Consider the following 24,436-nt stretch of genomic DNA (forward strand, 5'->3'; position numbering starts at 1 on the left):
AGAAAAACCTTTTACGCGATCCTCCCGGACTTTTTACCTCTACGCTTGAAAAGCCTGAATCTGACATCGGAGTGTCCAGTGTTTGCCAATCTGTTGATCATCCTCGCCTCGTCCCTTGTGGTGATTGCCCTGTTCCGTCGCCTGCGGTTGCCACCGGTTCTGGGTTATCTGTGCGTAGGATTGCTGGTCGGACCGAGTGCGTTCGACTGGGTCAACGAGAGCGAACACTTGCCCGACGTCGCGGAGTTGGGGGTGGTGTTTCTGTTGTTTTCACTGGGTCTGGAGTTCTCCCTGTCGAAGATGATCGCGCTGCGCCAGGTCGTGTTCCGTCTCGGCAGTCAGCAGGTGCTGGTCAGCACCGCGCTGCTCGGGCTGCTATTGATGCTGTTGGGCATGCCGATCACACCGGCGCTGTTGCTCGGCGCCGGGCTTTCGCTGTCATCGACTGCGATTGTGACCAAAGAGTTGGGCAGCCTTGGCGAGGTGTTCAGCAGCCACGGCCAGAATGCCGTTGGTGTTTTACTGTTTCAGGACGTTGTCGCGGTATTGCTGCTGACATTGGTGCCCGTGTTCGCCGGCAGCAGCGAGCAAGCCTGGTACTGGGCGCTGCCGCTGACGCTGGCAAAAACCGTTGTGCTGTTTGTCGGGCTGCTACTGGCCAGTCGCTGGATACTGCCGAGGTTGTTCCATGAAGTGGCGGCGTCACGCTCGGCCGAGTTGTTCGTGCTGCTGGCACTGGTGATTGTGTTGTTGACCGCCTGGCTGACTCACCTGCTGGGCCTGTCCCCCGCCCTCGGTGCATTTCTGGCGGGGATGTTGCTCGGTGAAAGCCACTATCGTCACCAGATCGAGGCCGACATCCGGCCATTTCGCGACATCCTTCTAGGTGTATTTTTCGTCAGCATCGGCATGCTGATCGACCTGCAACTGTTCGTCAGTCACAGCCTGCTGATTCTCGGACTTACCGTCGGTTTGATGGTGATCAAGGGCATCGTCGTCGCCTTGTTGGTGAAGTGGCGCGGCAGTGACAGCGAAACAGCGTGGCGCAGTGGTCTGGCGTTGGCTCAGGGAGGCGAGTTCTGCTTTGCCCTGATGGCGCAGATGCAACAAAACAGCATGATGCCCGAAGGGCTTGGCAACCTGCTGCTCGCGGCGACGTTCTGCTCGATGCTGCTGACGCCATTGCTGTTGCGCGCAGCACCACGCATCGCTGCAGTGCTGCACCGCAAACCCAATCAAGAGGCACAGATCGAAGAGATCAGCGCGCTCAACGCCGACCTCAACCAGCACGTGGTGATTTGCGGCTACGGCCGGGTCGGCCAATCCATCGGTCGTTTCCTGCGCAATGCCAAACAGCCTTATATCGCGCTGGACAATGACCCGGTACGGGTCCAGGAAGCCGCCAGTGTGGAAAGTGACGTGCATTACGGCGACTCGTCGCGCGGCGAACTGCTGACTGCCGTTGGCCTGCTGCGCGCACGACTCTGTGTGATTGCCGTGGATCAAACCGACGTCGCCCTGCGCATTCTCAAGGAAGCACGCCGCCTCAATGATCAGGTGCCGATTCTGGTGCGCACCCGCGACGACAGCCAATTGGCGGAGCTCAAAGCTGCAGGCGCCACCGAAGTAGTGCCTGAGCTATTGGAATCCAGCCTGATGCTTGGCTCTCACGCCTTGATCATGCTCGGGTTGCCGGCGCGTCAGGTTCAGGAAAAAGTCGATCAGGTGCGAAGTGACCGTTATCGCCTGCTCCACGGCTTTTACCGTGGAGCCGACGATGAAGAGACCTAATCCTGGCTCACTGCGCCGATCTTGTGCAGCGACAGATCCGCGCCGTAATACTCTTGTTCCTGACTCAGGCGCAGCCCGTGCAACGCCTTGATCACGCCGTACACGACGAAGCCACCGATCAGCGCCACAGCGACACCGAGCGCGGTGCCGATCAACTGGCTGATCAGGCTGACGCCGCCAATACCGCCAAGCGCAGTCTGGCCGAAGATCCCGCAGGCAATCCCGCCCCAAACACCGCACAAGCCGTGCAATGGCCACACGCCCAACACATCATCGATGCGCCATTTGACCTGCGCGGCGGTAAAGCACCAGACGAACAGCGCGCCGGCAATCGCACCGGTCACCAGCGCGCCGACCGGATGCATCAGATCGGAGCCGGCACAGATTGCGACCAACCCGGCCAATGGGCCGTTGTGCAGAAAGCCCGGATCATTGCGCCCGACGAGCAGCGCCGCCATGGTGCCGCCAACCATCGCCATCAACGAATTGACTGCTACCAGACCACTGACGCCCTGCAGCGTCTGCGCGCTCATCACGTTGAAGCCGAACCAGCCGACAATCAGAATCCACGAACCCAATGCCAGAAAGGGGATGCTCGACGGTGCGAAGGCCACCAGGCGACCGTCGCGATAACGGCCATTGCGCGGCCCCAGCAACAGCACCGCCGCCAGCGCCAGCCAACCACCCATGGCATGCACCACCACGGAACCGGCGAAATCATGGAAAGCGGCACCGAACTGCGCCGTCAGCCATGCTTGCAGACCGTAGTTGCCGTTCCAGATCATGCCTTCGAAAAACGGATAGATGAACGCAACGATCAACGCCGTGGCGCACAACTGCGGCACAAAACGCGCGCGCTCGGCGATACCGCCGGAAATGATCGCCGGGATCGCGGCGGCAAAGGTCAGCAGGAAGAAAAACTTCACCAGTCCATAACCGTGATCGGCACTCAGCACCGCCGCTGGCTGCATGAAGGTCACGCCATAGGAGATCCAATAGCCTATAAAGAAATAGGCCAGGGTCGAGACGGCGAAATCACTGAGAATCTTCGACAGCGCATTGACCTGGTTTTTCTGGCGGACGGTACCGACCTCCAGAAAGGCGAAACCGGCGTGCATCGCCAGTACCATCACTGCACCGATCAGAATGAACAAGGTATTGGAGCTGTGAACCAGGGTGTCCACAGCGCTTTGCAGATTTTCCATAAGCAGGCAGACCTAAAGGCGAAAAAGGCACCAAAGCGGTTCATGCGCACATTTCATGCACCAAGTTGCGCCCACGCAGTCAGGGAACCGGATGTCCGGCGAACTGCTTTGGCGCACAAGGTCGATGTCCTGACACGAACCGGCATTGTTTGGGATAAGGTTTCTCAAGGCGCACGCCCGGCAACAGCGCACAACCGCAGGACGACGCACCACGACACAGCAAAAGTTGTACCAGTCATTTGTACTGAACCTTCGCGCAAGGCTCATACTCGAACGCTTCAGACGTCACTTACGGAGATCCACCCATGGCCAGCATCAAGGCAAAGACTGCTCAAGAAATCCTCATGAACGACTTCCAGACCCTGGTCGCCGACACCGAACGCTTGCTCGAGCACACCGCCACCCTGGCCGGCGATCAGGCTGATGAGCTGCGCGAGCAGATCCACGACAGCCTGCTGCGCGCCCGCGAAACCCTGAAACTGACCGAAGACACCCTGCGTGATCGCGGTCAGGCTGCGGTCACTGCCACTGAAGATTACGTGTCGGCCAACCCTTGGCAGGCCGTCGGCATTGCTGCCGGTGTCGGCTTCCTGATCGGCCTGCTGGCCACTCGGCGCTGATTATGTCGATCGGTGAATCCGGCCCGACTGCGGGCACCGCCTCTTCCACGCGGCGCTTGGGCGCCGCCGTTCTGGGTCTGCTGCACAGCCATGTCGAGTTGTTCGGCATCGAATTGCAGGAGCAGAAATCACGTACCGTCAGCCTGTTGCTGTTTGCAGGTCTGGCCCTGGTCTTTGCCCTGTTGTTGCTGGTGGGTTTATCGACCTTGGTGATGATCGTGTTCTGGGACACGTATCGTTTGGCCGCGATCATTGGCCTGTGCGTTTTCTATACCTTGGCCTCGATCTTTTGCGGACTTCGCCTCAAGGCAGCGATCTTTGATGAATCCTCGCCTTTCCACGGCACGCTCGAAGAGCTGGCCAACGACCGGGAGCGCCTGCTGCCATGAGCCTGCCTGAACTTCCACATAACAGTTCCCGCCGGGAAATGCGCAAGGCGCTGATACGTCTGCGCATGGAAATGCACCGTCAGGAAATCCGCCATGAAGCCGGGCAGGTGCTGCAACCTCTGCAGCGAGTGCGCGGCATGACGCAAAGCTTGCAGGGCGGTTTCGGGATCAAGCACGCGCCGTTATGGGGTGTGGCGGCGGTGACGCTGCTGGGTTTCATCACCGGCAAAGGTGCCAAAAGCGGCGGCGTGGGTGGTTTGACCCGATTGGTTCGTCTTGGCACAAGTCTTGGCCCGCTGATCAAAATGGTCATGCAAAACTCCGGCAAACGCTGAAGTACCGCATCTGGCCACATTCTTGCAACATTCTCGGGATGGACCTCTTTGACCAAGAGGTTCAATCCTGAACGCCTATCCGGTCGACAGGTTCAACCAGAACAAGAACGACTAAGGAGGCTCCGTGATCGACGGGCAACCGCTCGCCTGCTTTCAACCCTTCATCGATACCGCCACCGGCCGGATTGCCGGCGTCGAAGCACTGGGCCGGCTGCGCCAGGCCGATGGACAACTGGTGTCGGTCGGGCCGCTGTTCGCCGACCCGCGCACTCCCGCCATCGCCTTGCGCCGTCTCGACCGACAGATCCGCGACAATGCCTTGAGCCGCCTGCATGAAGCGCCCTCGGACTGGTTTCTCAGCCTCAACATGTCGCCGCGCTGGATCAGCCGCTTGCGCCCCGAACAAGCGCTGCCAAGTCTCAAGCAAATCGCGCGACACCTTGTCGATCCGCAGCGCATCGTTTTCGAGATCACTGAACTGGGCGGCAACGGCCAACGTCTGGCCGAAGTGGTCGCGCGTTATCGCGAGGCCGGGGCACGAATCGCCATTGATGATTTTGGCGCGGGCTATTCACAACTGGATCGGGTGCTGGCGCTGCAACCGGACATTCTCAAACTCGACATGCGCCTGTTTCAGGCCGCCGCACTCGGTGGGCCGAGCAGTGATGTGGTCAAGGCGTTGGCGCAGATGGCCGAAAAGACCGGTTGCTGGATTATCGCTGAAGGCGTCGAGACCGAGGCACAGTTGAATTTCGCTCTGGAGTGCGGATCGCGGTACGTGCAGGGTTTTCTGTTCGCTCGGGCGCAGGAAGCTTTTTACCCCACAGACGCTTTTGTGCAACGCTTCGCCGAACTGCGTCAACGCTATGTCCGGCAGAAACTGGCAGAACGGGCCCGCTTGATGCAAATGCGTCAGCAACTGGGCGAATTGATGACCATTCTGCAGAGCTGGGCGCAAGCTCACGCACCGCTGAGCGCATTGCCACAACTGGACGCCTTTCCATGGCTGCTGCGGTTCTATCAATGCGACCGCCACGGCACGCAACTGACACCTAATCTGGAATGGCGGCACAGTGGCTGGATCGCCGACAATCGCTATCTGGGGCACAACTGGTCATGGCGTCCGTACTTCTATCATTTACTCGCTGAAGGCTGGGAGGAGCGGCGCCTGACGCTGTCCAACACCTACCGCGATGCAACCAGCAACCAGTATTGCCTGACGGCCGGGCAGTTCTTCGACAATGGCGAACGTCTGCTGCTGATCGACATTGATGCTGCAGGGCTGTAGTTGCGCTTGCAGGCTCAGAGCCGAACCGGGAAGCTAGGGCGAGCGTTGCCCATTAAGTTTCCACACCACAGCGTGGAAACTAATTGGCCCCCCAGTCACCTGTCGGAGAGAATCAGCCTTGGATTGGCAAACCCTGCTCAACCGCGAACGTCTCGGAAAGCCCCTGCACAGCCCGCAAGAACTTGGCCGCAGTCCTTTTCACAAAGACCATGACCGCATCATCTTCTCCGGCGCCTTTCGGCGTCTGGGCCGAAAAACCCAAGTGCATCCGGTCACCAGTAACGACCACATTCACACACGCCTGACCCACTCGCTGGAGGTCAGTTGTGTCGGCCGCTCGCTGGGCATGCGCGTCGGCGAAACACTGCGCAGCGCCCTGCCACAATGGTGCGACCCCAGCGATCTGGGCATGGTGGTGCAATCGGCATGTCTGGCCCACGACATCGGCAACCCGCCGTTCGGTCACTCCGGTGAAGATGCCATTCGCCACTGGTTCCAACAGGCAGCCGGGCGTGGCTGGCTGGACGGCATGAGCGAAGCCGAGCGCGGCGACTTCCTCAATTTCGAAGGCAACGCCCAAGGCTTTCGCGTGCTCACTCAGCTTGAGTACCATCAGTTCGACGGCGGCACCCGCCTGACCTACGCCACCCTCGGCACCTATCTGAAATACCCGTGGACAGCCCGTCACGCCGACTCCCTCGGTTACAAGAAACACAAGTTCGGCTGTTATCAGAGCGAACTGCCGCTGCTGGAGCAAATCGCTCAGAAGCTGGGCCTGCCGCAACTGGAAGAGCAACGCTGGGCGCGCCATCCGCTGGTCTACCTGATGGAGGCGGCGGACGACATCTGCTACGCCTTGATCGACCTGGAAGACGGTCTTGAAATGGAGTTGCTGGAGTACGCTGAGGTCGAATCGCTGTTACTCGGATTGGTGGGCGACGATCTGCCGGAAACCTATCGTCAGCTAGGCCCGCAGGATTCACGACGACGCAAGCTCGCCATCCTGCGTGGCAAGGCCATCGAACATCTGACCAACGCAGCGGCGCGAGCGTTTGTCGAGCAACAGGACGCACTGCTCGCCGGCACGCTGCATGGCGATCTGGTCGAGCACATGCATGGCCCGGCCAAGCGCTGTGTGTTGAACGCCAAAGACATTGCCCGCAAGAAAATCTTTCAGGACAAGCGCAAGACCCTGCACGAAATCGGTGCCTACACGACGCTGGAGATTCTCCTCAACTCCTTCTGCGGCGCCGCGCTGGAGCAACACAACGGTCGCACGCCATCGTTCAAGAGTCGGCGCATCCTCGACTTGCTCGGTAATAACGCACCGGATCCGCAGGGTTCTTTGCATACGTCGTTTTTGCGCATGATCGATTTCATCGCCGGCATGACCGACAGCTACGCCAGCGACATGGCGCTGGAGATGACCGGTCGTTCCAGTCACTGACCCAAACGCATTCAACCTGCCGATAGCGTCGGCCGGTTGAATGCGCAATGATAACTTTCTTGACCGGGAACCTGGATTGACACTTGCCTATTTCGAATAATTCTGTGGCAGGATGCGGCGGCGAAAAATACAAACAACAAGCGACTGTCCCGACCATTTAAACATTGAACAAAAATCCATTTACAGCCAGCACTTGCAAAACATTCACGACCAACTATAAGCCGATGAACACCCTGCACTTCCTTACGTCATACCTAGTTTGATCGTAGTCCCTTTCCTCATTAGCTGTAGGAACAATCCGATAACACGACTGGAGCCAAGTCAGCTCATGCGAGCGCTCATTCAACTGAGCTAAGGTGCGCGCTTTATTCGTGCTTGTATGGGACTTGATTATGAACTCCGTTTTTATTGTCGACGATCACCCGGTCATCCGTCTCGCCGTTCGAATGCTGCTGGAACATGAAGGCTACAAGGTCGTCGGCGAAACCGACAACGGGGTCGATGCCATGCAAATGGTGCGCGAGTGCATGCCGGACCTGATCATTCTCGACATCAGCATTCCCAAACTTGATGGCCTGGAGGTACTTGCCCGCTTCAACGCCATGAGTTCGCCGCTCAAAACCCTGGTGCTGACTGCTCAATGTCCGACGTTATTCGGTATTCGTTGCATGCAGTCCGGTGCTTCCGGATATGTCTGTAAACAGGAAGACTTGAGCGAACTGGTCAGTGCGATAAAAGCGGTGCTGTCCGGTTACAACTATTTCCCCAGTCAGGCGTTGAATCCGGTTCGCAGCGACGATACTCGTTATGCAGAACTGGAACTGTTCAAATCCGTCAATGATCGCGAATTAATGGTTTTGCAGTTATTTGCCCAAGGCCGTACCAACAAGGAAATAGCCAAGGGCATGTTTCTCAGCAATAAAACGGTCAGTACCTATAAAAAACGCTTGATGCAAAAACTCAAAGCCAAATCCCTTGTAGAACTTATCGAGATGGCCAAACGCAACGCACTCGTGTGAGACCCCGCATGCCCAGTCGTTTGAAAGACTATTTAATTGCATTGAGCACAGGTCTGTACCTGAGTGCCAATGTGTTTGCCATGCCCGTTGATTCACCGGACTATGCCTTGCTCAGCCGATCGGCAGGCGAGCCGGTGCCGGTTGTATTGGAACAGTCTCAACGACAGTGGCTGCAAACGCGCGACGAGTTGATACTCGGAACGTCCGCTCCTGACTATCCACCCTTCGACATGACCGTCAGCGGTCACGATTATGAAGGTCTCACCGCCGACTATGTCGGGCTTGTCGCTCAAGCCACCGGTTTGCCGGTCAAGGTCAAACGTTTTGCCTCCCGGGATGCTGCCATTCGCGCTTTGGTCGATGGTCAGATTGACCTGCTCGGGACAGCCAACGGCTATGAGTCCGCCAATGCCAACCTTGCGCTGTCCGAACCGTATGCCAACGATCAACCTGTGCTCGTTACCCGCGAAGGCGAAACCCGCAGCCTGAGCAAAGGTCTGGCAGGATTGCGCCTGAGCATGGTCTACCACTATCTGCCTCTGCATGAGGTCAAGGCGCTGTATCCCAAAGCGCTCATCACCTGCTATCCCTCCTACCAGAATGCCATTAACGCCGTAGCCTTCGACCAGGCCGACGTGTTTCTCGGCGACACGATCTCAACCCACTACATGATCAACAAGGGCTACCTCAACAACGTGCGCATGGCCAATTTCGGCAAACAGGAAGCCCAGGGGTTCAGCTTCGCCGTACGTCGAAACAATCCGCAGTTATTGAATATCGTCGACGCCGTGCTTAAAGCGGTGCCGCGTAGCGAGCGCGAGAACATCGCCAAACGCTGGAGCGCCGGCAGCGACCTGCTGCTCACCGACCAGAAACTGCAACTGACCGAACGCGAAGAAACATGGCTGCAGCAGCATCCGGTAGTGAGCGTGGTGGTGAATGAGGCCTATGCGCCGCTGACCTTCTTCGATGACGCAGGCAATTTTCGCGGGATCAGCGCCGATCTTCTCGAACTGATTCGCCTGCGCACCGGCCTGCGCTTCGAGGTCCATCGCAGCCGCAACGACGCCGAGATGATCAAACAGATCGATGACCACCGGGCCGATCTCATCGCGGCCTTGCTGCCGACCGCCGAGCGAGAAAAAACCCTGAGTTTCAGTCGGCCCTATCTGGAAAACTCCTATGTGCTGCTGACGCGCAAGAGTGCCGACAGTCCGACTAACCTGGGTCAGCTCAAAGGCAAGCAACTGGCGATCGCCCAAGGCAATCCCCTGGTCGAGTACCTGCGACGCGAATTTCCACGGATCCAGTTGATCGAAACGGCAGATACCTTCAGCGCCGTCTCGCTGCTCGCCAAAGGCCATGTCGACGGTGCGGTGAATTCACTGGTGATCGCCAACTACTTCATTTCTTCGCGAATCTTCGAGCAGGCGCTGCAGATCACTACCACCATCGGCACCGGTCAGGCCGAGTTTTCTCTGGCAACCGCACGTGACAACACGGAACTGGGCTCGATCATCAACAAAGCGCTTCTGAGCATTTCCCCGGAAGAACTCGGCGTCATCAACGGGCGCTGGCGTGGATATTCCAGCGCCTCGCAAAACATCTGGCGCAATTACCAGCGCCTGTTCTACCAAGTGATCATCGGCGCCTGCCTGCTCCTGTTGCTCCTGCTTGCCTGGAACGCCTACATGCGACACCAGATCAAACAACGCCAGGCGGCTGAGCGGGCCCTGAACGATCAGTTCGAATTCATGCGCTCGCTGGTCAACGGTACGCCGCATCCGATCTACGTACGCGATCGCCAGGGTCTGCTGCAAAGCTGTAATGACAGCTATCTCGAAGTGTTCAATGCCAAGCGTGAGGACGTGATAGGCAAAAGCGTCATGCAGGGCACCCTGAGCAACGCTTTCGAGGCCCAGGCCTTTCATGCCGATTATCAGCGAGTGGTCGCCGAAGGCACTGCGCTGGTGCTCGACCGGCCTCTGCACATCGGCAAACGACGCCTGACGATCTATCACTGGATACTGCCGTACCGGGACTCCAGCGGCGACGTGAAAGGCATCATCGGTGGCTGGATCGACATCAGCGAACGCCGACAGCTGTTTGAGGAACTGCGTGCGGCCAAGGAACAGGCAGATGACGCCAACCGGGCGAAAAGTACATTCCTGGCCACCATGAGCCATGAAATCCGTACGCCCATGAATGCGGTGATCGGCATGCTTGAACTGACGCTCAAACGCATCGATCAACACCATCCGGATCGCTCTTCGATCGACACTGCCTACCACTCGGCCAAGGATCTGTTGGGTTTGATCGGCGACATTCTCGACATCGCACGGATCGAATCCGGACGCCTGAGTCTGTGCCCGGAACGTGTCAATCTGGTGGACACAGTAGCGTCTGTCGCAAGAATCTTCGACGGCCTGGCCCGGCAGAAGAATCTCGCTTTGCAAGTCATCTTCAATCCGCCGGATCTGGCGGTCGATGTATGCCTGGACCCACTGCGTTTCAAGCAAGTGCTATCCAATCTGATCAGCAACGCCATCAAATTCACTGAGCAAGGACACATCAGAATCAGCGTCGACCTCATGACCACTGATGTGCCTGGGCGGGCTCTGATGCAATTGACCGTACAAGACAGCGGTGCGGGTATCAGTGCAGAGGATCAGCAACGATTGTTCGAGCCCTTTGCCCAGGCAGAAAATAGCCCTCAGCAAGCCCGAAGTGGCGCAGGTCTGGGGCTGGTGATCAGTCGCAACCTGTGTGAAATGATGGGCGGCCAGTTGCAATTGAGCAGCCAGCCCGGCATCGGAACACAGGTCTGCGTTTCCCTGCCACTGGACAGCTTGCCGGCACAGGCGAGCGCGGCCAGGGATGAGCCAGCGATCAAGACCTCGCAGACACCGCTGCGCGTTCTGGTGGTGGATGATCACCCGGCCAATCGTTTGTTGATGTGTCAGCAACTGGAATTTCTCGGCCATCACTTCAGCATCGCCGAGAACGGCTGTAGCGGACTCGAACGCTGGAAAGAAGGCGCCTTCGATCTGGTGATTGTCGATTGCAACATGCCTTTGATGAACGGCTATGAACTGACGCGCGCCATTCGCCAGCATGAGCTGCAGAACCGCCTCCCACCTTGCTCGGTGTTGGGTTTCACGGCGAATGCGCAACCTGAGGAAATCCAGCGTTGCAAACAGGCAGGCATGAACGACTGCCTGTTCAAGCCCCTGAGCCTGAGTCTGCTCAGCCAATGGATCGACGGCATCGCAGCGGCGTCGCCCCCACCGGCATTCAACCTGCGAAGTCTGAACATGTTGACGGGCGGCAGCCCTGCCCAGGCCCGGCGCTTGCTGGTTGAACTGCTCAAGAGCAGCCGCCTCGACCGACAGGAACTGCTCGCGCTGTCGCCGCAGGATGATCGCGGAGCCTTGGCGGTGGTCGCTCACAAGATCAAGGGGGCCGCACGCATCGCTCAGGCATCACGGGTAATCGAATGCTGCGACGCCCTGGAGCTCGCCTGCACGCAAGACTTGGCGACAAACGAGATCGCTCGTCGTTGCGAGGCGATCAACCGGGCGATGCTCGAACTGGAGCAGGCCTTGCAGCAACAATTGGCATTGTCCGATCAAGGCACGATGAGCGTGCCTTAACTATGCTTGGCGCTGAGCAGTGAGTTAAACATCATGGAGAACCTGAAATGCCCAGCCCACTGCACCCGGAACAGCGCCGGTTCCCGCTGCACGTGCACATCAGTGTCATGTTCACGTTTCTCCTGCTGCTCACCGGCGTGGTGCTGGGGTTGTTCAATTATCGCCAGACCACACAGATCATCCTGTCGAGCAGCGACAAGCTGTTCAGCCGGATCGAACAGGACGTGCGCCTCGACCTGTCCGCCACCTATCAGCCGATCCGCCATTTATTGAGCCTGTTGGCGGTCAATCCCGCTACACAGGCCTTGGCCCTGGAACAACGATTGCCGCTGCTAAGGCCGTTCAGCCAGGCGCTCAGTGATAACCCGAATCTGGCCTCGCTGTATCTGGGTTACGCCAACGGTGATTTCTTCATGGTACGCCCGCTTCGCACCTCGGCGATCAAGGCCCTGCTCAAGGCTCCAGAAGCGGCGGCTTATCAGGTGTGGAGCATCGAGCATGACCCGCAAGGGAAAGTGCGCTCGCAATCGCTGTTCTTCGATCAGGCCCTGACCCCGATCGGCCACCAGGAAAATACCGACGACCCTTATGATCCGCGCAACCGCGCCTGGTTCATCAATGCCCGCCAGCAAACCGAACAGATCACCACCGAACCCTATGTGTTTTTTTCAACCCACAATGTCGGCACCACACTGGCCCGGCGCAGTGGTGAAAACGCAGTGATCGGTGCCGACCTGACGCTGGCTGCACTGTCTGCGACCCTGAGCAAACATGTGGTCACGCCCTCCACTGACATTGCCCTGTTCGATGCCGACGGTAACGCCGTGGCATACCCCGACAGCAGCCGTCTGATCGTCGACGACAGCTCCACGCATCTGGCCAAAGCGACCGACCTGAGCCCGAGCCTGCATGCGTTGCTGTCCGCAGAGCACACGGGCAAGCGACTGGAAGTCGATGGCCGGCAATGGATAGTCGCTCGCAGCAGCATTGCGGAAGGTGGCCCCAAAGGCTTGCAGTTGGCACTCCTGGTGCCGGAAGACGAATTGCTGGTCGATGCTTATCGCATGCGCTGGCAAGGCGCGTTGATTACCTTGGCCACCTTGCTGTTGTGCCTGCCACTGGGTTGGGTAATCTCGCGGATTCTGGTCAAACCGCTGCATGCGCTGGTCAAGGAAGCGGACGCGATCCGCAGTTTCGATTTCAATTTTCCGCTGGCACGCCGCTCGCCGGTGCTGGAAGTCGACCAGTTGAGCGTGTCGATGGCGCGGATGAAAGACACGTTGGCGAGTTTCTTCCGCATCACCGACACTTTGGGCGCCGAAACCCGATTCGCCCCATTGCTGCAACGGGTGCTGTTCGAAACGGTACAGATCGCCCAGGCGCAGGCAGGGTTGATCTATCTGCGTGAAAGCGACAGCAGCCGTATGGAGCCTTACGGGTTGGTGATCGATGGCACGCCTCAGGCACTGGAAGCGTTCGACATTCAGGGCCACGACCTGCAACAAAGCAGAGGCCCGGCGTGGTTCGAACAATTGGTCACCACCAACAATGTCGTCAGCAATTTCGGCGTCGATCAGGCCGCCGATCTGCAGAAAGTCCTGTTGGTGATGCAATCGCCACGGGTTCATCTGATCGGCATCCGCCTGCACAATCGCCACGACGAAACCATCGGCCTGTTGATCCTGCTGGTCAACGACAGCGGCACGGCAGCCGACCTGGAAAAACTGCGCCCTGACCGTATCGCTTTCTTGCAGGCAGTGTCAGGCGCTGCCGCAGTGAGCATCGAGAGCCAGCGCCTGCAAGCCCGCCAGAAGCAGTTGCTCGACGCCTTTATTCAGTTGCTCGCCGGTGCCATCGACGCCAAGAGTCCTTATACCGGCGGGCATTGTCAGCGCGTGCCAGAGCTGACGCTGATGCTCGCCCAGGCAGCGGCCGCCAGTCAGGCGCCGGCGTTCAGTGCCTATCAGCCAAGCGAGGATGAATGGGAAGCCTTGCACATTGCCGCATGGCTGCACGATTGCGGCAAGGTAACGACGCCGGAATACGTGGTCGACAAGGCGACCAAACTGGAAACCATCAGCGACCGCATTCATGAGATCCGCACCCGTTTCGAAGTGCTCAAGCGTGATGCCTGGATCAGCTTTTGGCAGGCGCGGGCCTTGGGCGGCGATGAGACAGCACTGGCGCAATTGCGCGACGCCACACTGACGGCGCTGGACGACGATTTTGCGTTTGTCGCGCGTTGTAATCTGGGCAGTGAGGCCATGGCTGAAGCGGATCTGCAACGTCTTGATCAACTGGCGCAACGCACCTGGATGCGCACCCTTGACGACCGACTGGGCGTGTCATGGGAGGAAAACCGGCGTCAGGCGCGCACGCCCCCACCGATCTTGCCGGTCAGTGAAAAACTTCTGGCAGACAAGCCCGAGCACTTGCTCGAACGGGACCCGAACGAGTTGATTCCCGAAGACAATCCATGGGGCTTCAAGCTGGATGTACCGCGCTACAAATACAATCGCGGCGAGCTGTATAACCTGAGCATCAGCCGCGGCACCCTGACCCGCGAAGAACGTTACGTCATCAATCACCACATGGTGCAGACGATCATGATGCTCAGCCATCTGCCCTTCCCCGGCCACCTCGACAGCATTGCCGAAATTGCCGGCGGTCATCATGAAAAAATGGACGGCACCGGTTACCCGAAACGCCTGAAGCGTGAGGACATGAGCCTGCCGGCGCGAATGATGGCGATTGCCGATATCTTCGAGGCGCTGACCGCAGCCGACCGCCCGTACAAGAAAGCCAAAACCTTGAATGAAGCGTTGGCCATCATGGCGACCATGTGCCGCGAAGCGCACATCGATGCCCAGCTGTTTGGATTGTTCATCAATGAAGGCGTGTACATGCAGTACGCCGTGCGTTTTCTCGATCCCGCGCAGATCGACAAAGTCGATCCGGCCAGCCTGTTGCACAAGGCTGGCCTCACCGCGTGATCAGCAGTCGGTCAGACGCAGGAAAATTGCCGCCAGTTGCTCGATACCGGCCTGATCCTGCTCAGCAAAACGCGCCAGTTTCGGGCTGTCGAGGTCGAGTACACCGATCAGGCGACCGTCCTTGACCAGCGGCACGACCAGTTCACTGTTCGAAGCGCTGTCACAGGCGATATGGCCGGGGAATGCATGCACGTCTTCAACCCGCTGGGTTTGCAGAGTGGCCGCCGCCGCACCGCACACTCCACGACCGAACGGAATACGCACACAGGCGATCTGCCCCTGGAACGGGCCGAGCACCAGCTCGCCGTTGCGATTGAGGTAAAAACCCGCCCAGTTCAGGTCATCGAGCTGGTTGAACAGAAACGCCGAAAACTGCGCGGCGTTGGCGATGAAATCGCGCTCGTCCGCCAGCAGCGATTCCAGCTGTGCGGCCAACATGCCATAGCCTTCGAGGCCTTGGCCGCTTTGTTGCAAATCAATCATGCCTTGTGCTCCAACAATTTCAGTCCCACCCAGTAACGGGCGAATTGGTACGCGCAACGTCCGTTGCGATTACCGCGGCCGGTGGCCCAACGCACGGCGAGGATGTCCAGTTCTTCGTCGCGCTGCCAGCTCAGACCGGCCTTGGCCGCCAATTGGCCAATCCAGTGCTCGACGACGTTAAGGAAATGTTCTTGGGTAAACGGGTAGAACGACAGCCACAGACCGAAACGGTCCGACAGCGCGATCTTGTCTTCCACGGCTTCGCTCGGGTGCAGTTCGCCGTCGACGCGTTTCCAGTTTTCGTTATCGCTTTCCTTCTCCGGCACCAAGTGGCGACGGTTGGAAGTGGCGTACAGCAAAACGTTGTCCGGGGCCTGCTCAAGCGAGCCGTCGAGCACGCTTTTGAGCACGCGATAATCGCCTTCACCGGATTCGAACGACAAGTCATCGCAAAACAGCACGAAACGTTGCGGCAGTTTGCCGATCTGCTCGACCACCCGCGGCAGATCCGCCAGATGATCGCGCTCGATCTCGATCAGGCGCAGGCCCGCGGCGGCGTGTTCCGCCAGCAACGCGCGCACCAGCGACGACTTGCCGGTACCGCGCGAGCCCCAGAGCAACGCATGGTTGGCGGGCATGCCATCAAGAAATTGCTGGGTGTTGCGCCCCAGTTGTTCGAGCTGACGGTCAACACCGATCAGGTCGGACAGACGCATGTCGAGGCTGACCTCCAGCGGCAACAGGTAGCCGCTGCGCCCGTCGCGCTGCCAGCGCGCAGCCAGACAAGTACCCCAGTCGATCACCGGCCGAGGTGCCGGCAACAACGGTTCGATCCGCGCCAGAACCGACTCGGCGCGTTCAAGAAAAGCATTCAATCGGGAATCCACGTCTTCTCCTCGGGCACGTTCACAGTGATGATGACGATCCAGCGACGACGCACAGATCAGAATTCACCTACCAAGCCTTGTTACAAGGCGATTCGGGAACCTCGGTATCCATACATGATCGACTATGCTTGAGCAGCGAAGGGAAACGGAAGTGGTTCAACACCCCATGGATATCAAATTCACCCACCGGCTGTCTTACAAGCAAGCCAGGCTTACCGTGCTGGTCGGGTTCATTCTGGGCACGCTGCTCAGCCTGCTGCAAATCGGCATCGATTATGCCAGTGAAGACGCCTCCATCAACCGGGAAATCCTGTCTTTGCTGGAAATCAGCCATAACCCGGCCTCGCGGATCGCCTACAACATCGACGCCGAACTGGCGCAGGAACTGACCTTGGGGCTATTGCGCTCGCCGGCGATCATTTCTGCGCAACTGATCGACAACAACAATACAGTGCTGGCCAGCGTCAAACGCCCGGAACTGCAAAGTGGCTATCGGGTGATCAGCGACTTCCTGTTTGGCGCCAAGCGCCAGTTCGAGGATCGTCTGTATCTGGATCATCTGCCCAACGAATCGCTGGGGGTGTTGAGCCTCGAGGTCGACACCTATGCCTTTGGCAGCCGCTTCCTGCGCCGGGCCGAGGTCACCCTGCTCAATGGTTTCGCCCGCAGTCTGATTCTCACCGGCCTTTTGCTGGCACTGTTTTACGTGATGCTGACCAAACCGCTGGTGCGGGTCATCCGTGAGCTCAGCGGACGCGATCCGCGCAGTGCCGAACCGACCACACTGGAGTGTCCGGCCGGGCACGCCAATGATGAAATCGGCGTATTGGTCAAAGTCGCCAATCAACAATTCGAGAACATCGCCACCGAGATCCAGCAGCGGCGCAACGCCGAAAACCGTCTGACCGACTACCTCGGACAACTGGAAAACATCGTCTCGGCGCGCACCGCTGAACTCAAGGCGATCAACGCACGGCTGAGCCAGTCCAATCAGGAACTCGAAGTCGCTCGCAGCACCGCGCTGGAAATGGCCGAAGCCCGTTCGGCGTTTCTCGCCAATATGAGCCACGAGATCCGTACACCGCTCAACGGTCTGCTGGGGATGATCGCGCTGTCGCTCGACGGGCCGCTGAACGCCGAGCAGCAGCAACAACTGTCGATCGCCCACGACTCGGGCAAGGTCCTGGTTGAGCTGCTCAACGATATCCTCGACCTGTCCAAGTTCGATGCCGGCCAACTGGAACTCGAACACATTCCGTTCGATCTCGGCTCATTGATCGAAGACACCGCCAACCTGCTGTCGCAGAATGCCGCGCCGAGCGTCGAGCTGACCTGCCTGATCGACCCGCACTTCCCGGCACTGGTGCTGGGCGATCCGACTCGCGTGCGGCAGATCGTCAGCAACCTGCTGTCCAACGCGCTGAAATTCACCCGTTTCGGCCGGGTGGACGTGCGCTTGTCGACCTACCAGGATGGGGTGCGCATCGAGGTCTGCGACACCGGCATCGGTATCGCGCAGGACGCGCAGCTGAAAATCTTCCAGCCGTTCACTCAAGCGGGCGCCGGCATCACTCGCCAGTACGGCGGCACCGGGCTGGGGCTGGCGCTGACCTACAATCTTTGCGAAGCGATGCAGGGGCGCCTGACCATCAGTTCCGAGACCGGGTTTGGCAGTCAGTTCTGTGCCGAGCTACCTCTGCCCTGCCATACCCGCGCGCTGGCACCTGCGCCGCTGCACGGGAAAATCCTTGCCATCACCGCCGCCAGCAGTGGCTTGGCGGAACTGCTGCAAAGCCTGCTGCCGGTGTGGGGACTGACATACGAGCAGCGCACCATCGATGACTCACTGCTGGGCCTGACGCCGGACGTGGTGATCACTGATTGCCCTGAGTGCCTGTTCGGCCTGCGCCCGACGCTCGTTGCGCCGATTTTGCTGGTGACCGCCTACGGCAGTTTCCTGCCGAGCGAAGAAGCGGCCGCGCTCACACCTCTGCAACAACAGGCTCGACCGTTGGCGCGCAACGCGCTCTACCAGAACCTGCGGCGCACGCTGCAACCGGACGTGGTTGCAATCAACGATGCGCAGCTCGAAACCGCTCCCTCGGTGCTGCGCGGGCGAGTGTTGCTGGTCGAAGACAACCCGGTCAATCAACTGGTGGCCAAAGGCATGCTCGGCAAACTGGGCTGCGAGGTCATCGTCGCCGCCCATGGTGCCGAAGCGCTGGATCAACTGGAGTATCACGAATTCGATCTGGTGCTGATGGACTGCAACATGCCGGTGATGGATGGCTACGAAGCCAGCCGGCAGATCCGCCAGAGCGGGCGCTGGCCAAACCTGCCTATCGTCGCCCTGACTGCCAACGCGATGTCCGAGGAGCGCGAGCGCTGCCGTGCGGCAGGTATGAGCGACTATCTGGCCAAGCCGTTCCGCCGCGAAGAACTGGCGGCACTGCTCGATCAGTGGATCCCGACTACGACAGCGCTTTGATCTGCCCCAGCAAGTGATCGAGACCGTCACGCAAGTCATTGAGCCGGTCCAGATCAACCCCGCTGTCGCACAGTAACCGAGCCTTGAGCGGCCCGACCTGCTCGCGCAAGGCTTGCCCTGCCGGTGTCAGGCTCAGGTGCACTTCGCGCTCGTCACGCGTCGAACGCTGGCGCTGCACCCATTGCAACTGCTCGAGGCGCTTGAGCAATGGCGTCAGCGTGCCCGAGTCCAGTGCCAGGCGCTCGCCCAGCGCCTTGACGGTCGGTTGCTCCGGCGCAGTTTCCTGCCATTCCCACAACACCAGCATCGCCAGATATTGCGGATACGTCAGGCCGAGCTGATCGAGCATCGGCTTGTAGGCGCGAATCACCGCCCGGGAAGCGGCGTACAACTTGAAGCACAACTGGCTGTCGAGCTTCAGCGAATCGACCGGCAGGCTGTTCATTTGAGCAGGGCTTCGATCTCGCCGCTCAGCTCCTGCGGCTTGGTGGTCGGGGCAAAACGCTTGACCAGTTTTCCGTCCTTGCCAATCAGGAACTTGGTGAAGTTCCACTTGATGCCCTGGGAGCCAAGCAGACCCGGCGCGCGTTTTTTCAGTTGCACGAATAGCGGATGCGCGTCGGCACCGTTAACGTCGATTTTCTTGAACAGCGGGAAGCTGACACCGAAGTTCAGCTCGCAGAACTCGCTGATCGCGCCTTCGTTACCCGGCTCCTGCTTGCCGAACTGATTGCACGGGAAGCCCAAGACCACCAGGCCCTGATCCTTGTAGGTCTGCCACAGTTCTTCGAGGCCTTTGTACTGCGGGGTGAAACCGCATTTGCTGGCGGTGTTGACCACCAATACCGCCTTGCCGGCGAAATCGGCCAGGGTCTTTTGCTCACCCTTGATCGTGGTGCAGGGGATGTTCAGCAGGTTGTCGCTCATGGCATGGGGCTCCGCAGACAGTCGGGAAAGACCAAACATAGCGAGCAATTAAATTGTGTGCAATTTAATTATCGAATAACAAGGCGACCCGAGGGTCGCCTTCAATCGTTTATGCGCGCGGTTCGAGGTTCAGACACACCGAGTTGATGCAATAACGCAGACCGGTCGGTGGCGGGCCGTCAGGGAACACATGACCCAGATGCGCGTCGCAGCGCGCGCACTTCACTTCCGTGCGGATCATGCCGTGCGTGGTATCACGGATTTCGGTCATCGCGCTTTCGCCGATCGGCGCGTAGAAGCTCGGCCAGCCGCAGCCGGAATCGAATTTGGTCTTGGAATCGAACAGCGCTTCGTTGCAGCAAACGCAGTGGTAGACACCGTCGGTCTTGGTGTCGTTGTATTTGCCGGAGAACGGGCGCTCGGTCGCACTCAGACGACAAACGTTGTATTGCTCGGGGTCGAGCATCGCCCGCCATTCTTCCAGGGTTTTTTCCAACTTTTCCATCATCACACCTCAGCGGCTGAAAAAGCCCGATCTGTACCTTTTCCACGGATCGGGCGGCACGTATGATTGCGCCTCGTCACGCACCAGTCTGGCAGCCAGACCGGGCGCATTCAAACGGATTATGGGAGCCACGGCTCAAGACGTCCGCCTGTGTGAAAACACAGGAATCCCAGCACGGTTGTCCATTCGCCGCCTGGATCGTTCATTTTCGGGATCACATCGCCATGCAGTTCAGCAAATCGAACAAGCTCGCCAACGTCTGCTACGACATTCGCGGCCCGGTGCTCAAGCACGCCAAACGACTGGAAGAGGAAGGCCAGCGCATCCTCAAGCTGAATATCGGCAACCCGGCGCCGTTTGGTTTCGAAGCGCCGGACGAAATTCTTCAGGATGTGATCCGCAACCTGCCGACCGCGCAAGGCTACAGCGACTCCAAAGGTCTGTTCAGCGCGCGTAAAGCAGTGATGCAGTACTACCAGCAGAAGAATGTCGAAGGTGTCGGCATCGAAGACATCTACCTGGGCAACGGCGTGTCCGAGCTGATCGTGATGTCGCTGCAGGCGCTGCTCAACAACGGTGACGAAGTGCTCGTGCCGGCCCCGGACTATCCGCTGTGGACCGCCGCCGTCAGCCTCGCCGGCGGTAACGCCGTGCATTACCTGTGCGACGAAGGTGCCGACTGGTTCCCGGATCTGGCCGACATCAAGGCCAAGATCACCCCGAACACCAAAGCCATGGTGATCATCAATCCGAACAACCCGACCGGCGCGGTGTATTCGAAGGAAGTGTTGTTGGGCATGCTGGAAATCGCCCGCGCGCACAACCTGGTGGTGTTCTCCGACGAAATCTACGACAAGATTCTGTATGACGATGCCGTGCACATCTGCACCGCATCGCTGGCGCCGGACCTGTTGTGCCTGACCTTCAACGGCCTGTCGAAGTCTTACCGCGTGGCCGGTTTCCGTTCCGGCTGGATCGCCATCTCCGGGCCGAAACACAACGCCCAGAGCTACATCGAAGGCATCGACATGCTGGCCAACATGCGCCTGTGCGCCAACGTGCCGAGTCAGCACGCGATCCAGACCGCACTGGGTGGCTATCAGAGCATCAACGATCTGGTGTTGCCACAGGGTCGCCTGCTGGAACAGCGCAACCGCACCTGGGAATTGCTCAACGACATTCCGGGCGTGAGTTGCGTCAAGCCGATGGGCGCGCTGTACGCGTTCCCGAAAATCGACCCGAAGGTCTGCCCGATCCACAACGACGAGAAATTCGTCCTCGACCTGCTGCTCTCCGAGAAGCTGCTGGTGGTGCAGGGTACGGCCTTCAACTGGCCGTGGCCGGATCACTTCCGCGTCGTCACGCTGCCTCGCGTCGACGATCTGGAAATGGCCATCGGTCGTATCGGCAACTTCCTCAAGTCCTACCGCCAGTAACTGGCCAGTAGTGCGCAACGGCCAAACGTTGCGCACTGTCTGATTCAGCAACACTTCTGCGTTCCGCCTCTGCGCACGCCTTCTACACTTGCGATTCGTACCGTTTACCTGCGTCCAGCGTAATGGCGACGGGTCGCGGCTGGTCGTCATCCCTATCGGTATCTGTCGTGGGAAATGTGCCTGGCACCAAAGAAATCGCTGTAGGACACAGTTTGAAATAGTCACTCAGTTGAATAGCCCGGTGCAGCACCTTATATACCCCGCAGTACGCTACATCTTTAGCTTGAGGAGATTTCTACAACCATGATGCGCATCCTGCTGTTTTTGGCCACTAACCTGGCGGTCGTGCTGATAGCCAGCATCACCCTGAGCCTGTTCGGCTTCAACGGGTTCATGGCGGCCAACGGGGTTGATCTCGACCTTAGTCAGCTGCTGGTTTTCTGTGCGGTCTTTGGTTTCGCCGGCTCGCTGTTCTCGCTATTCATTTCCAAGTGGATGGCGAAGATGAGCACCGGTACCCAGATCATCAGCCAGCCACGTACCCGGCATGAGCAATGGCTGCTGCAAACCGTCGAGCAACTGTCCCGCGAAGCCGGGATCAAGATGCCCGAAGTCGGTATTTTCCCGGCCTATGAAGCGAACGCGTTCGCCACCGGCTGGAACAAGAACGACGCGCTGGTCGCGGTCAGCCAGGGCTTGCTCGAGCGTTTCTCACCCGATGAAGTGAAAGCCGTACTGGCCCACGAAATCGGTCACGTCGCCAACGGCGATATGGTTACGCTGGCGCTGATCCAGGGCGTGGTGAACACCTTCGTGATGTTCTTTGCGCGGATCATCGGCAACTTCGTCGACAAGGTCATCTTCAAGAACGAAGAAGGTCAGGGCATCGCTTACTACGTGGCGACCATTTTCGCCGAACTGGTACTGGGCATTCTGGCCAGTGCGATCGTCATGTGGTTCTCGCGCAAGCGCGAATTCCGTGCCGACGAAGCCGGCGCACGTCTGGCCGGCACCAGTGCGATGATCGGAGCACTGCAACGCCTGCGCGCCGAACAGGGCCTGCCGGTGCACATGCCGGACACCCTGAACGCCTTTGGCATCAACGGTGGCATCAAACAGGGCTTTGCCCGCATGTTCATGAGCCACCCGCCGCTGGAAGAGCGTATCGACGCGCTGCGTCGTCGCGGTTGATCTGACCGGTGTAACCATGAAAAAGGCCCGCAGTGATGCGGGCCTTTTTTTTGCCTTGATTAATTGGTTGTTTTCACTGGCCTCATCGCGAGCAGGCTCACTCCTACAGTGATTTGTGCTGGATCGCAGATTGTGTGTATGCGCCACAGAACCCTGTAGGAGTGAGCCTGCTCGCGATGAGGCCAGAAAATCCACGCAATTTATCGGGAAGAAACGCGGTAAACCCGCTCCTCAAGGCGCGTCACACCCGCCTGCAGGAACTTCCCGCTCTCCCCCAGCACATCCTGCTCTTCCAGCGCCTGCACCTGCCAGACACCCCCCAGCAACCGCTGCACCTCATCATCCCCCACTGCAAACGGCGGCCCCGGGATCTGCGCCTGATCGTAATCCAGCGTAATCAGCAACCCTTGCACACCTTGCGGCAGAATCTGCTGAAGATGCGTCGCATAGCGCTCACGCATCGGCGCTGGCAAGGCAATCAGCGCAGCACGGTCGTAGATCGCCGTGCAATCGGCCACATCGCTCGCCGTCAGCGCAAAAAAGTCCCCGCACCACAACTCGAAGGCATCGCTGCGATAAACCTTGAACGCGCCTTTCTCGCTGATCTGCGGCTGCACCTGATGCTCACTGAAAAAGTTCTCGACGGCTTTTTCCGACAGTTCGATCCCGAGAACGCGATGACCGCGCCCGGCCAGCCACGCCAGATCCAGACTTTTGCCACACAAAGGCACAAGCACCCGCGCCGATGCCGGGGCCGCCCAGTGCCGCTGCAGATACGGGTTCACCTCGGGCAGATGAAAACCAATCTGCCCCGAAGCCCACTTCTTGTGCCAAAACTCAGGCTGCATGTATCACTCCGAATAATTCGATCAAAAAGCATCAAAACTTATATTAGATTTAGATCAGTGAACTGACTGAAGATGAGTTCATCTTAACGCTCAGGAACCCATCATGTTTCCCAGCCTGTTTATTTCCCATGGTTCGCCCATGCTGGCGCTGGAGCCCGGCGCCAGTGGCCCGGCGCTGGCGCGTCTGGCCGCCGAACTACCGAAACCCAAAGCCATCGTGATTGTTTCTGCGCACTGGGAAAGCCACGAACTGCTCGTCAGCAGCCATGCGCAACCGGAAACCTGGCACGACTTCGGTGGCTTTCCGCGTGCATTGTTTGAAGTGCAGTACCCGGCGCCGGGCAATCCGCAGTTGGCCGCTGAGGTGGCCGATCTGTTGACTGCCAATAATCTGCCTGCCCGTCTCGATCCGCAGCGTCCGTTCGATCACGGTGTCTGGGTACCGTTGTCGCTGATGTACCCGCAAGCAGATATCCCGGTGGTGCAGGTCTCCCTGCCGAGTCGCGCTGGCCCGGCGCTGCAAACCCGGGTCGGCCGCGCTCTGGCGAGTCTGCGTGATCAGGGCATTTTGCTGATCGGCTCTGGCAGCATCACCCACAACCTGCGTGAACTCGACTGGCACGCCGGCCCGGAAAGTGTCGAGCCGTGGGCGCGGGATTTCCGTGACTGGGTGATCGAGAAGCTCGCGGCCGACGATGAGGCGGCGCTGCATGATTATCGCCAGCAGGCGCCGCATGCGGTGCGCAGCCATCCGAGCGATGAGCATTTGTTGCCGCTGTATTTTGCCCGGGGTGCGGGGGGTGAATTTAGTGTGGCGCACAAGGGATTCACTATGGGTGCATTAGGGATGGACATCTATCGCTTCGGTTAAAAGCAAAAGATCGCAGCCTTCGGCAGCTCCTACATTTGGAATGCGTTCCCTCTGTAGGAG

At 59.0% G+C, this 24,436-nt stretch carries 20 protein-coding genes; 13 read left to right on the plus strand and 7 right to left on the minus strand.

All coding sequences use genetic code 11. The features are described 5' to 3' along the window. Positions 1-78 precede the first annotated feature (78 nt). Complete coding sequence (locus ACW9IR_RS11085; protein WP_457463183.1) at positions 79-1,791, plus strand: cation:proton antiporter; 1,713 nt, start codon at positions 79-81, stop codon at positions 1,789-1,791. On the opposite strand, the gene ACW9IR_RS11090 is transcribed toward ACW9IR_RS11085, so the two are convergent. Then, positions 1,788-2,996 carry an ammonium transporter gene (locus ACW9IR_RS11090; protein ID WP_016985472.1) on the minus strand — a complete coding sequence of 403 codons (1,209 nt, stop codon included), beginning with the start codon at positions 2,994-2,996 and terminating at the stop codon, positions 1,788-1,790. The two genes, ACW9IR_RS11085 and ACW9IR_RS11090, sit on opposite strands and share 4 nt — an antisense overlap. A gap of 305 nt (positions 2,997-3,301) precedes the next feature. Here ACW9IR_RS11090 and ACW9IR_RS11095 point away from each other — a divergent pair, with 305 nt between their 5' ends. The 8 genes from ACW9IR_RS11095 to ACW9IR_RS11130 all read left to right on the plus strand — a co-directional run bounded on the left by ACW9IR_RS11095 (position 3,302) and on the right by ACW9IR_RS11130 (position 14,740). Continuing rightward, complete coding sequence (locus tag ACW9IR_RS11095; protein WP_095120459.1) at positions 3,302-3,616, plus strand: DUF883 family protein; 315 nt, start codon at positions 3,302-3,304, stop codon at positions 3,614-3,616. Between the two features lie 2 nt (positions 3,617-3,618). Beyond that, entirely contained in the window at positions 3,619-4,005 is a 387-nt protein-coding gene (locus ACW9IR_RS11100; protein WP_016985474.1) for a phage holin family protein, read from the plus strand. Next, positions 4,002-4,340, plus strand: a complete 339-nt coding sequence (locus ACW9IR_RS11105) for a hypothetical protein (protein ID WP_095120460.1) — start codon at positions 4,002-4,004, stop codon at positions 4,338-4,340. Before ACW9IR_RS11100 ends, ACW9IR_RS11105 begins: the two co-directional genes overlap by 4 nt. 124 nt (positions 4,341-4,464) lie before the next feature. Next, positions 4,465-5,628, plus strand: a complete 1,164-nt coding sequence (locus ACW9IR_RS11110; RefSeq protein WP_102900397.1) for an EAL domain-containing protein — start codon at positions 4,465-4,467, stop codon at positions 5,626-5,628. 118 nt (positions 5,629-5,746) lie between these two features. Next, positions 5,747-7,075 (plus strand): deoxyguanosinetriphosphate triphosphohydrolase, encoded by a 1,329-nt coding sequence (locus tag ACW9IR_RS11115; RefSeq protein ID WP_016985477.1) that lies wholly within the window; start codon positions 5,747-5,749, stop codon positions 7,073-7,075. 392 nt (positions 7,076-7,467) lie between these two features. Next, on the plus strand, positions 7,468-8,094 hold the full coding sequence (locus ACW9IR_RS11120; protein ID WP_095120461.1) for a response regulator transcription factor: 627 nt from the start codon (positions 7,468-7,470) through the stop codon (positions 8,092-8,094). 8 nt (positions 8,095-8,102) lie between these two features. Then, positions 8,103-11,747 carry a transporter substrate-binding domain-containing protein gene (locus tag ACW9IR_RS11125; protein ID WP_457463187.1) on the plus strand — a complete coding sequence of 1,215 codons (3,645 nt, stop codon included), beginning with the start codon at positions 8,103-8,105 and terminating at the stop codon, positions 11,745-11,747. 47 nt (positions 11,748-11,794) lie between these two features. After that, complete coding sequence (locus ACW9IR_RS11130; protein WP_457463189.1) at positions 11,795-14,740, plus strand: HD domain-containing phosphohydrolase; 2,946 nt, start codon at positions 11,795-11,797, stop codon at positions 14,738-14,740. Here ACW9IR_RS11130 and ACW9IR_RS11135 read toward each other — a convergent pair whose 3' ends face one another. Next, a complete protein-coding gene (locus ACW9IR_RS11135) occupies positions 14,741-15,223 on the minus strand; it encodes a GAF domain-containing protein (protein WP_102900394.1) in 483 nt (160 codons plus the stop codon). It abuts the gene before it with no gap. Then, positions 15,220-16,110, minus strand: coding sequence for an ATP-binding protein (locus tag ACW9IR_RS11140; protein WP_007908631.1), 891 nt, complete (start codon positions 16,108-16,110; stop codon positions 15,220-15,222). Before ACW9IR_RS11140 ends, ACW9IR_RS11135 begins: the two co-directional genes overlap by 4 nt. A gap of 166 nt (positions 16,111-16,276) precedes the next feature. On the opposite strand from ACW9IR_RS11140, the gene ACW9IR_RS11145 reads away from it, so the two are divergent. Beyond that, positions 16,277-18,598: a hybrid sensor histidine kinase/response regulator gene (locus ACW9IR_RS11145; RefSeq protein WP_102900393.1), complete on the plus strand. Its 2,322-nt coding sequence runs from the start codon at positions 16,277-16,279 to the stop codon at positions 18,596-18,598. On the opposite strand, the gene ACW9IR_RS11150 is transcribed toward ACW9IR_RS11145, so the two are convergent. The 3 genes from ACW9IR_RS11150 to msrB form a co-directional block, all read right to left on the minus strand. Then, positions 18,582-19,043: a MarR family winged helix-turn-helix transcriptional regulator gene (locus tag ACW9IR_RS11150; protein WP_102900392.1), complete on the minus strand. Its 462-nt coding sequence runs from the start codon at positions 19,041-19,043 to the stop codon at positions 18,582-18,584. The genes ACW9IR_RS11145 and ACW9IR_RS11150 overlap by 17 nt on opposite strands. Next, the gene (locus ACW9IR_RS11155; protein WP_007908624.1) at positions 19,040-19,525 is read right to left on the minus strand and encodes a glutathione peroxidase; all 486 of its coding nucleotides are present in this window, start codon (positions 19,523-19,525) and stop codon (positions 19,040-19,042) included. Before ACW9IR_RS11155 ends, ACW9IR_RS11150 begins: the two co-directional genes overlap by 4 nt. Before the next feature lie 109 nt (positions 19,526-19,634). Further along, complete coding sequence (msrB, locus tag ACW9IR_RS11160) at positions 19,635-20,030, minus strand: peptide-methionine (R)-S-oxide reductase MsrB (protein ID WP_095120468.1); 396 nt, start codon at positions 20,028-20,030, stop codon at positions 19,635-19,637. A 224-nt stretch (positions 20,031-20,254) separates the two neighbouring features. Between msrB and ACW9IR_RS11165 the strand changes: the two genes are divergently transcribed. Both ACW9IR_RS11165 and htpX read left to right on the plus strand, forming a co-directional pair. Next, entirely contained in the window at positions 20,255-21,466 is a 1,212-nt protein-coding gene (locus tag ACW9IR_RS11165; RefSeq protein WP_007908620.1) for a pyridoxal phosphate-dependent aminotransferase, read from the plus strand. 303 nt (positions 21,467-21,769) lie between these two features. Further along, on the plus strand, positions 21,770-22,657 hold the full coding sequence (gene htpX, locus ACW9IR_RS11170) for a protease HtpX (RefSeq protein ID WP_007908619.1): 888 nt from the start codon (positions 21,770-21,772) through the stop codon (positions 22,655-22,657). Positions 22,658-22,857: 200 nt separating this feature from the next. On the opposite strand, the gene ACW9IR_RS11175 is transcribed toward htpX, so the two are convergent. Continuing rightward, positions 22,858-23,505, minus strand: a complete 648-nt coding sequence (locus ACW9IR_RS11175) for a thiopurine S-methyltransferase (protein ID WP_102900391.1) — start codon at positions 23,503-23,505, stop codon at positions 22,858-22,860. 103 nt (positions 23,506-23,608) lie between these two features. Here ACW9IR_RS11175 and ACW9IR_RS11180 point away from each other — a divergent pair, with 103 nt between their 5' ends. Beyond that, positions 23,609-24,376 (plus strand): DODA-type extradiol aromatic ring-opening family dioxygenase, encoded by a 768-nt coding sequence (locus tag ACW9IR_RS11180; protein WP_102900390.1) that lies wholly within the window; start codon positions 23,609-23,611, stop codon positions 24,374-24,376. Positions 24,377-24,436: the final 60 nt, after the last annotated feature.

The sequence above is a fragment of the Pseudomonas sp. SDT291_1_S447 genome (assembly GCF_054070155.1).

Coding starts and splice junctions, on each gene's coding strand:
- ACW9IR_RS11090 (WP_016985472.1), bottom strand. CDS start 2,996: ATGGAAAATCTGCAAAGCGCTGTGGACACCCTGGTTCACAGCTCCAAT.
- ACW9IR_RS11095 (WP_095120459.1), top strand. CDS start 3,302: ATGGCCAGCATCAAGGCAAAGACTGCTCAAGAAATCCTCATGAACGAC.
- ACW9IR_RS11100 (WP_016985474.1), top strand. CDS start 3,619: ATGTCGATCGGTGAATCCGGCCCGACTGCGGGCACCGCCTCTTCCACG.
- ACW9IR_RS11105 (WP_095120460.1), top strand. CDS start 4,002: ATGAGCCTGCCTGAACTTCCACATAACAGTTCCCGCCGGGAAATGCGC.
- ACW9IR_RS11120 (WP_095120461.1), top strand. CDS start 7,468: ATGAACTCCGTTTTTATTGTCGACGATCACCCGGTCATCCGTCTCGCC.
- ACW9IR_RS11125 (WP_457463187.1), top strand. CDS start 8,103: ATGCCCAGTCGTTTGAAAGACTATTTAATTGCATTGAGCACAGGTCTG.
- ACW9IR_RS11130 (WP_457463189.1), top strand. CDS start 11,795: ATGCCCAGCCCACTGCACCCGGAACAGCGCCGGTTCCCGCTGCACGTG.
- ACW9IR_RS11135 (WP_102900394.1), bottom strand. CDS start 15,223: ATGATTGATTTGCAACAAAGCGGCCAAGGCCTCGAAGGCTATGGCATG.
- ACW9IR_RS11145 (WP_102900393.1), top strand. CDS start 16,277: ATGGATATCAAATTCACCCACCGGCTGTCTTACAAGCAAGCCAGGCTT.
- ACW9IR_RS11150 (WP_102900392.1), bottom strand. CDS start 19,043: ATGAACAGCCTGCCGGTCGATTCGCTGAAGCTCGACAGCCAGTTGTGC.
- ACW9IR_RS11155 (WP_007908624.1), bottom strand. CDS start 19,525: ATGAGCGACAACCTGCTGAACATCCCCTGCACCACGATCAAGGGTGAG.
- msrB (WP_095120468.1), bottom strand. CDS start 20,030: ATGGAAAAGTTGGAAAAAACCCTGGAAGAATGGCGGGCGATGCTCGAC.
- ACW9IR_RS11165 (WP_007908620.1), top strand. CDS start 20,255: ATGCAGTTCAGCAAATCGAACAAGCTCGCCAACGTCTGCTACGACATT.
- htpX (WP_007908619.1), top strand. CDS start 21,770: ATGATGCGCATCCTGCTGTTTTTGGCCACTAACCTGGCGGTCGTGCTG.
- ACW9IR_RS11175 (WP_102900391.1), bottom strand. CDS start 23,505: ATGCAGCCTGAGTTTTGGCACAAGAAGTGGGCTTCGGGGCAGATTGGT.
- ACW9IR_RS11180 (WP_102900390.1), top strand. CDS start 23,609: ATGTTTCCCAGCCTGTTTATTTCCCATGGTTCGCCCATGCTGGCGCTG.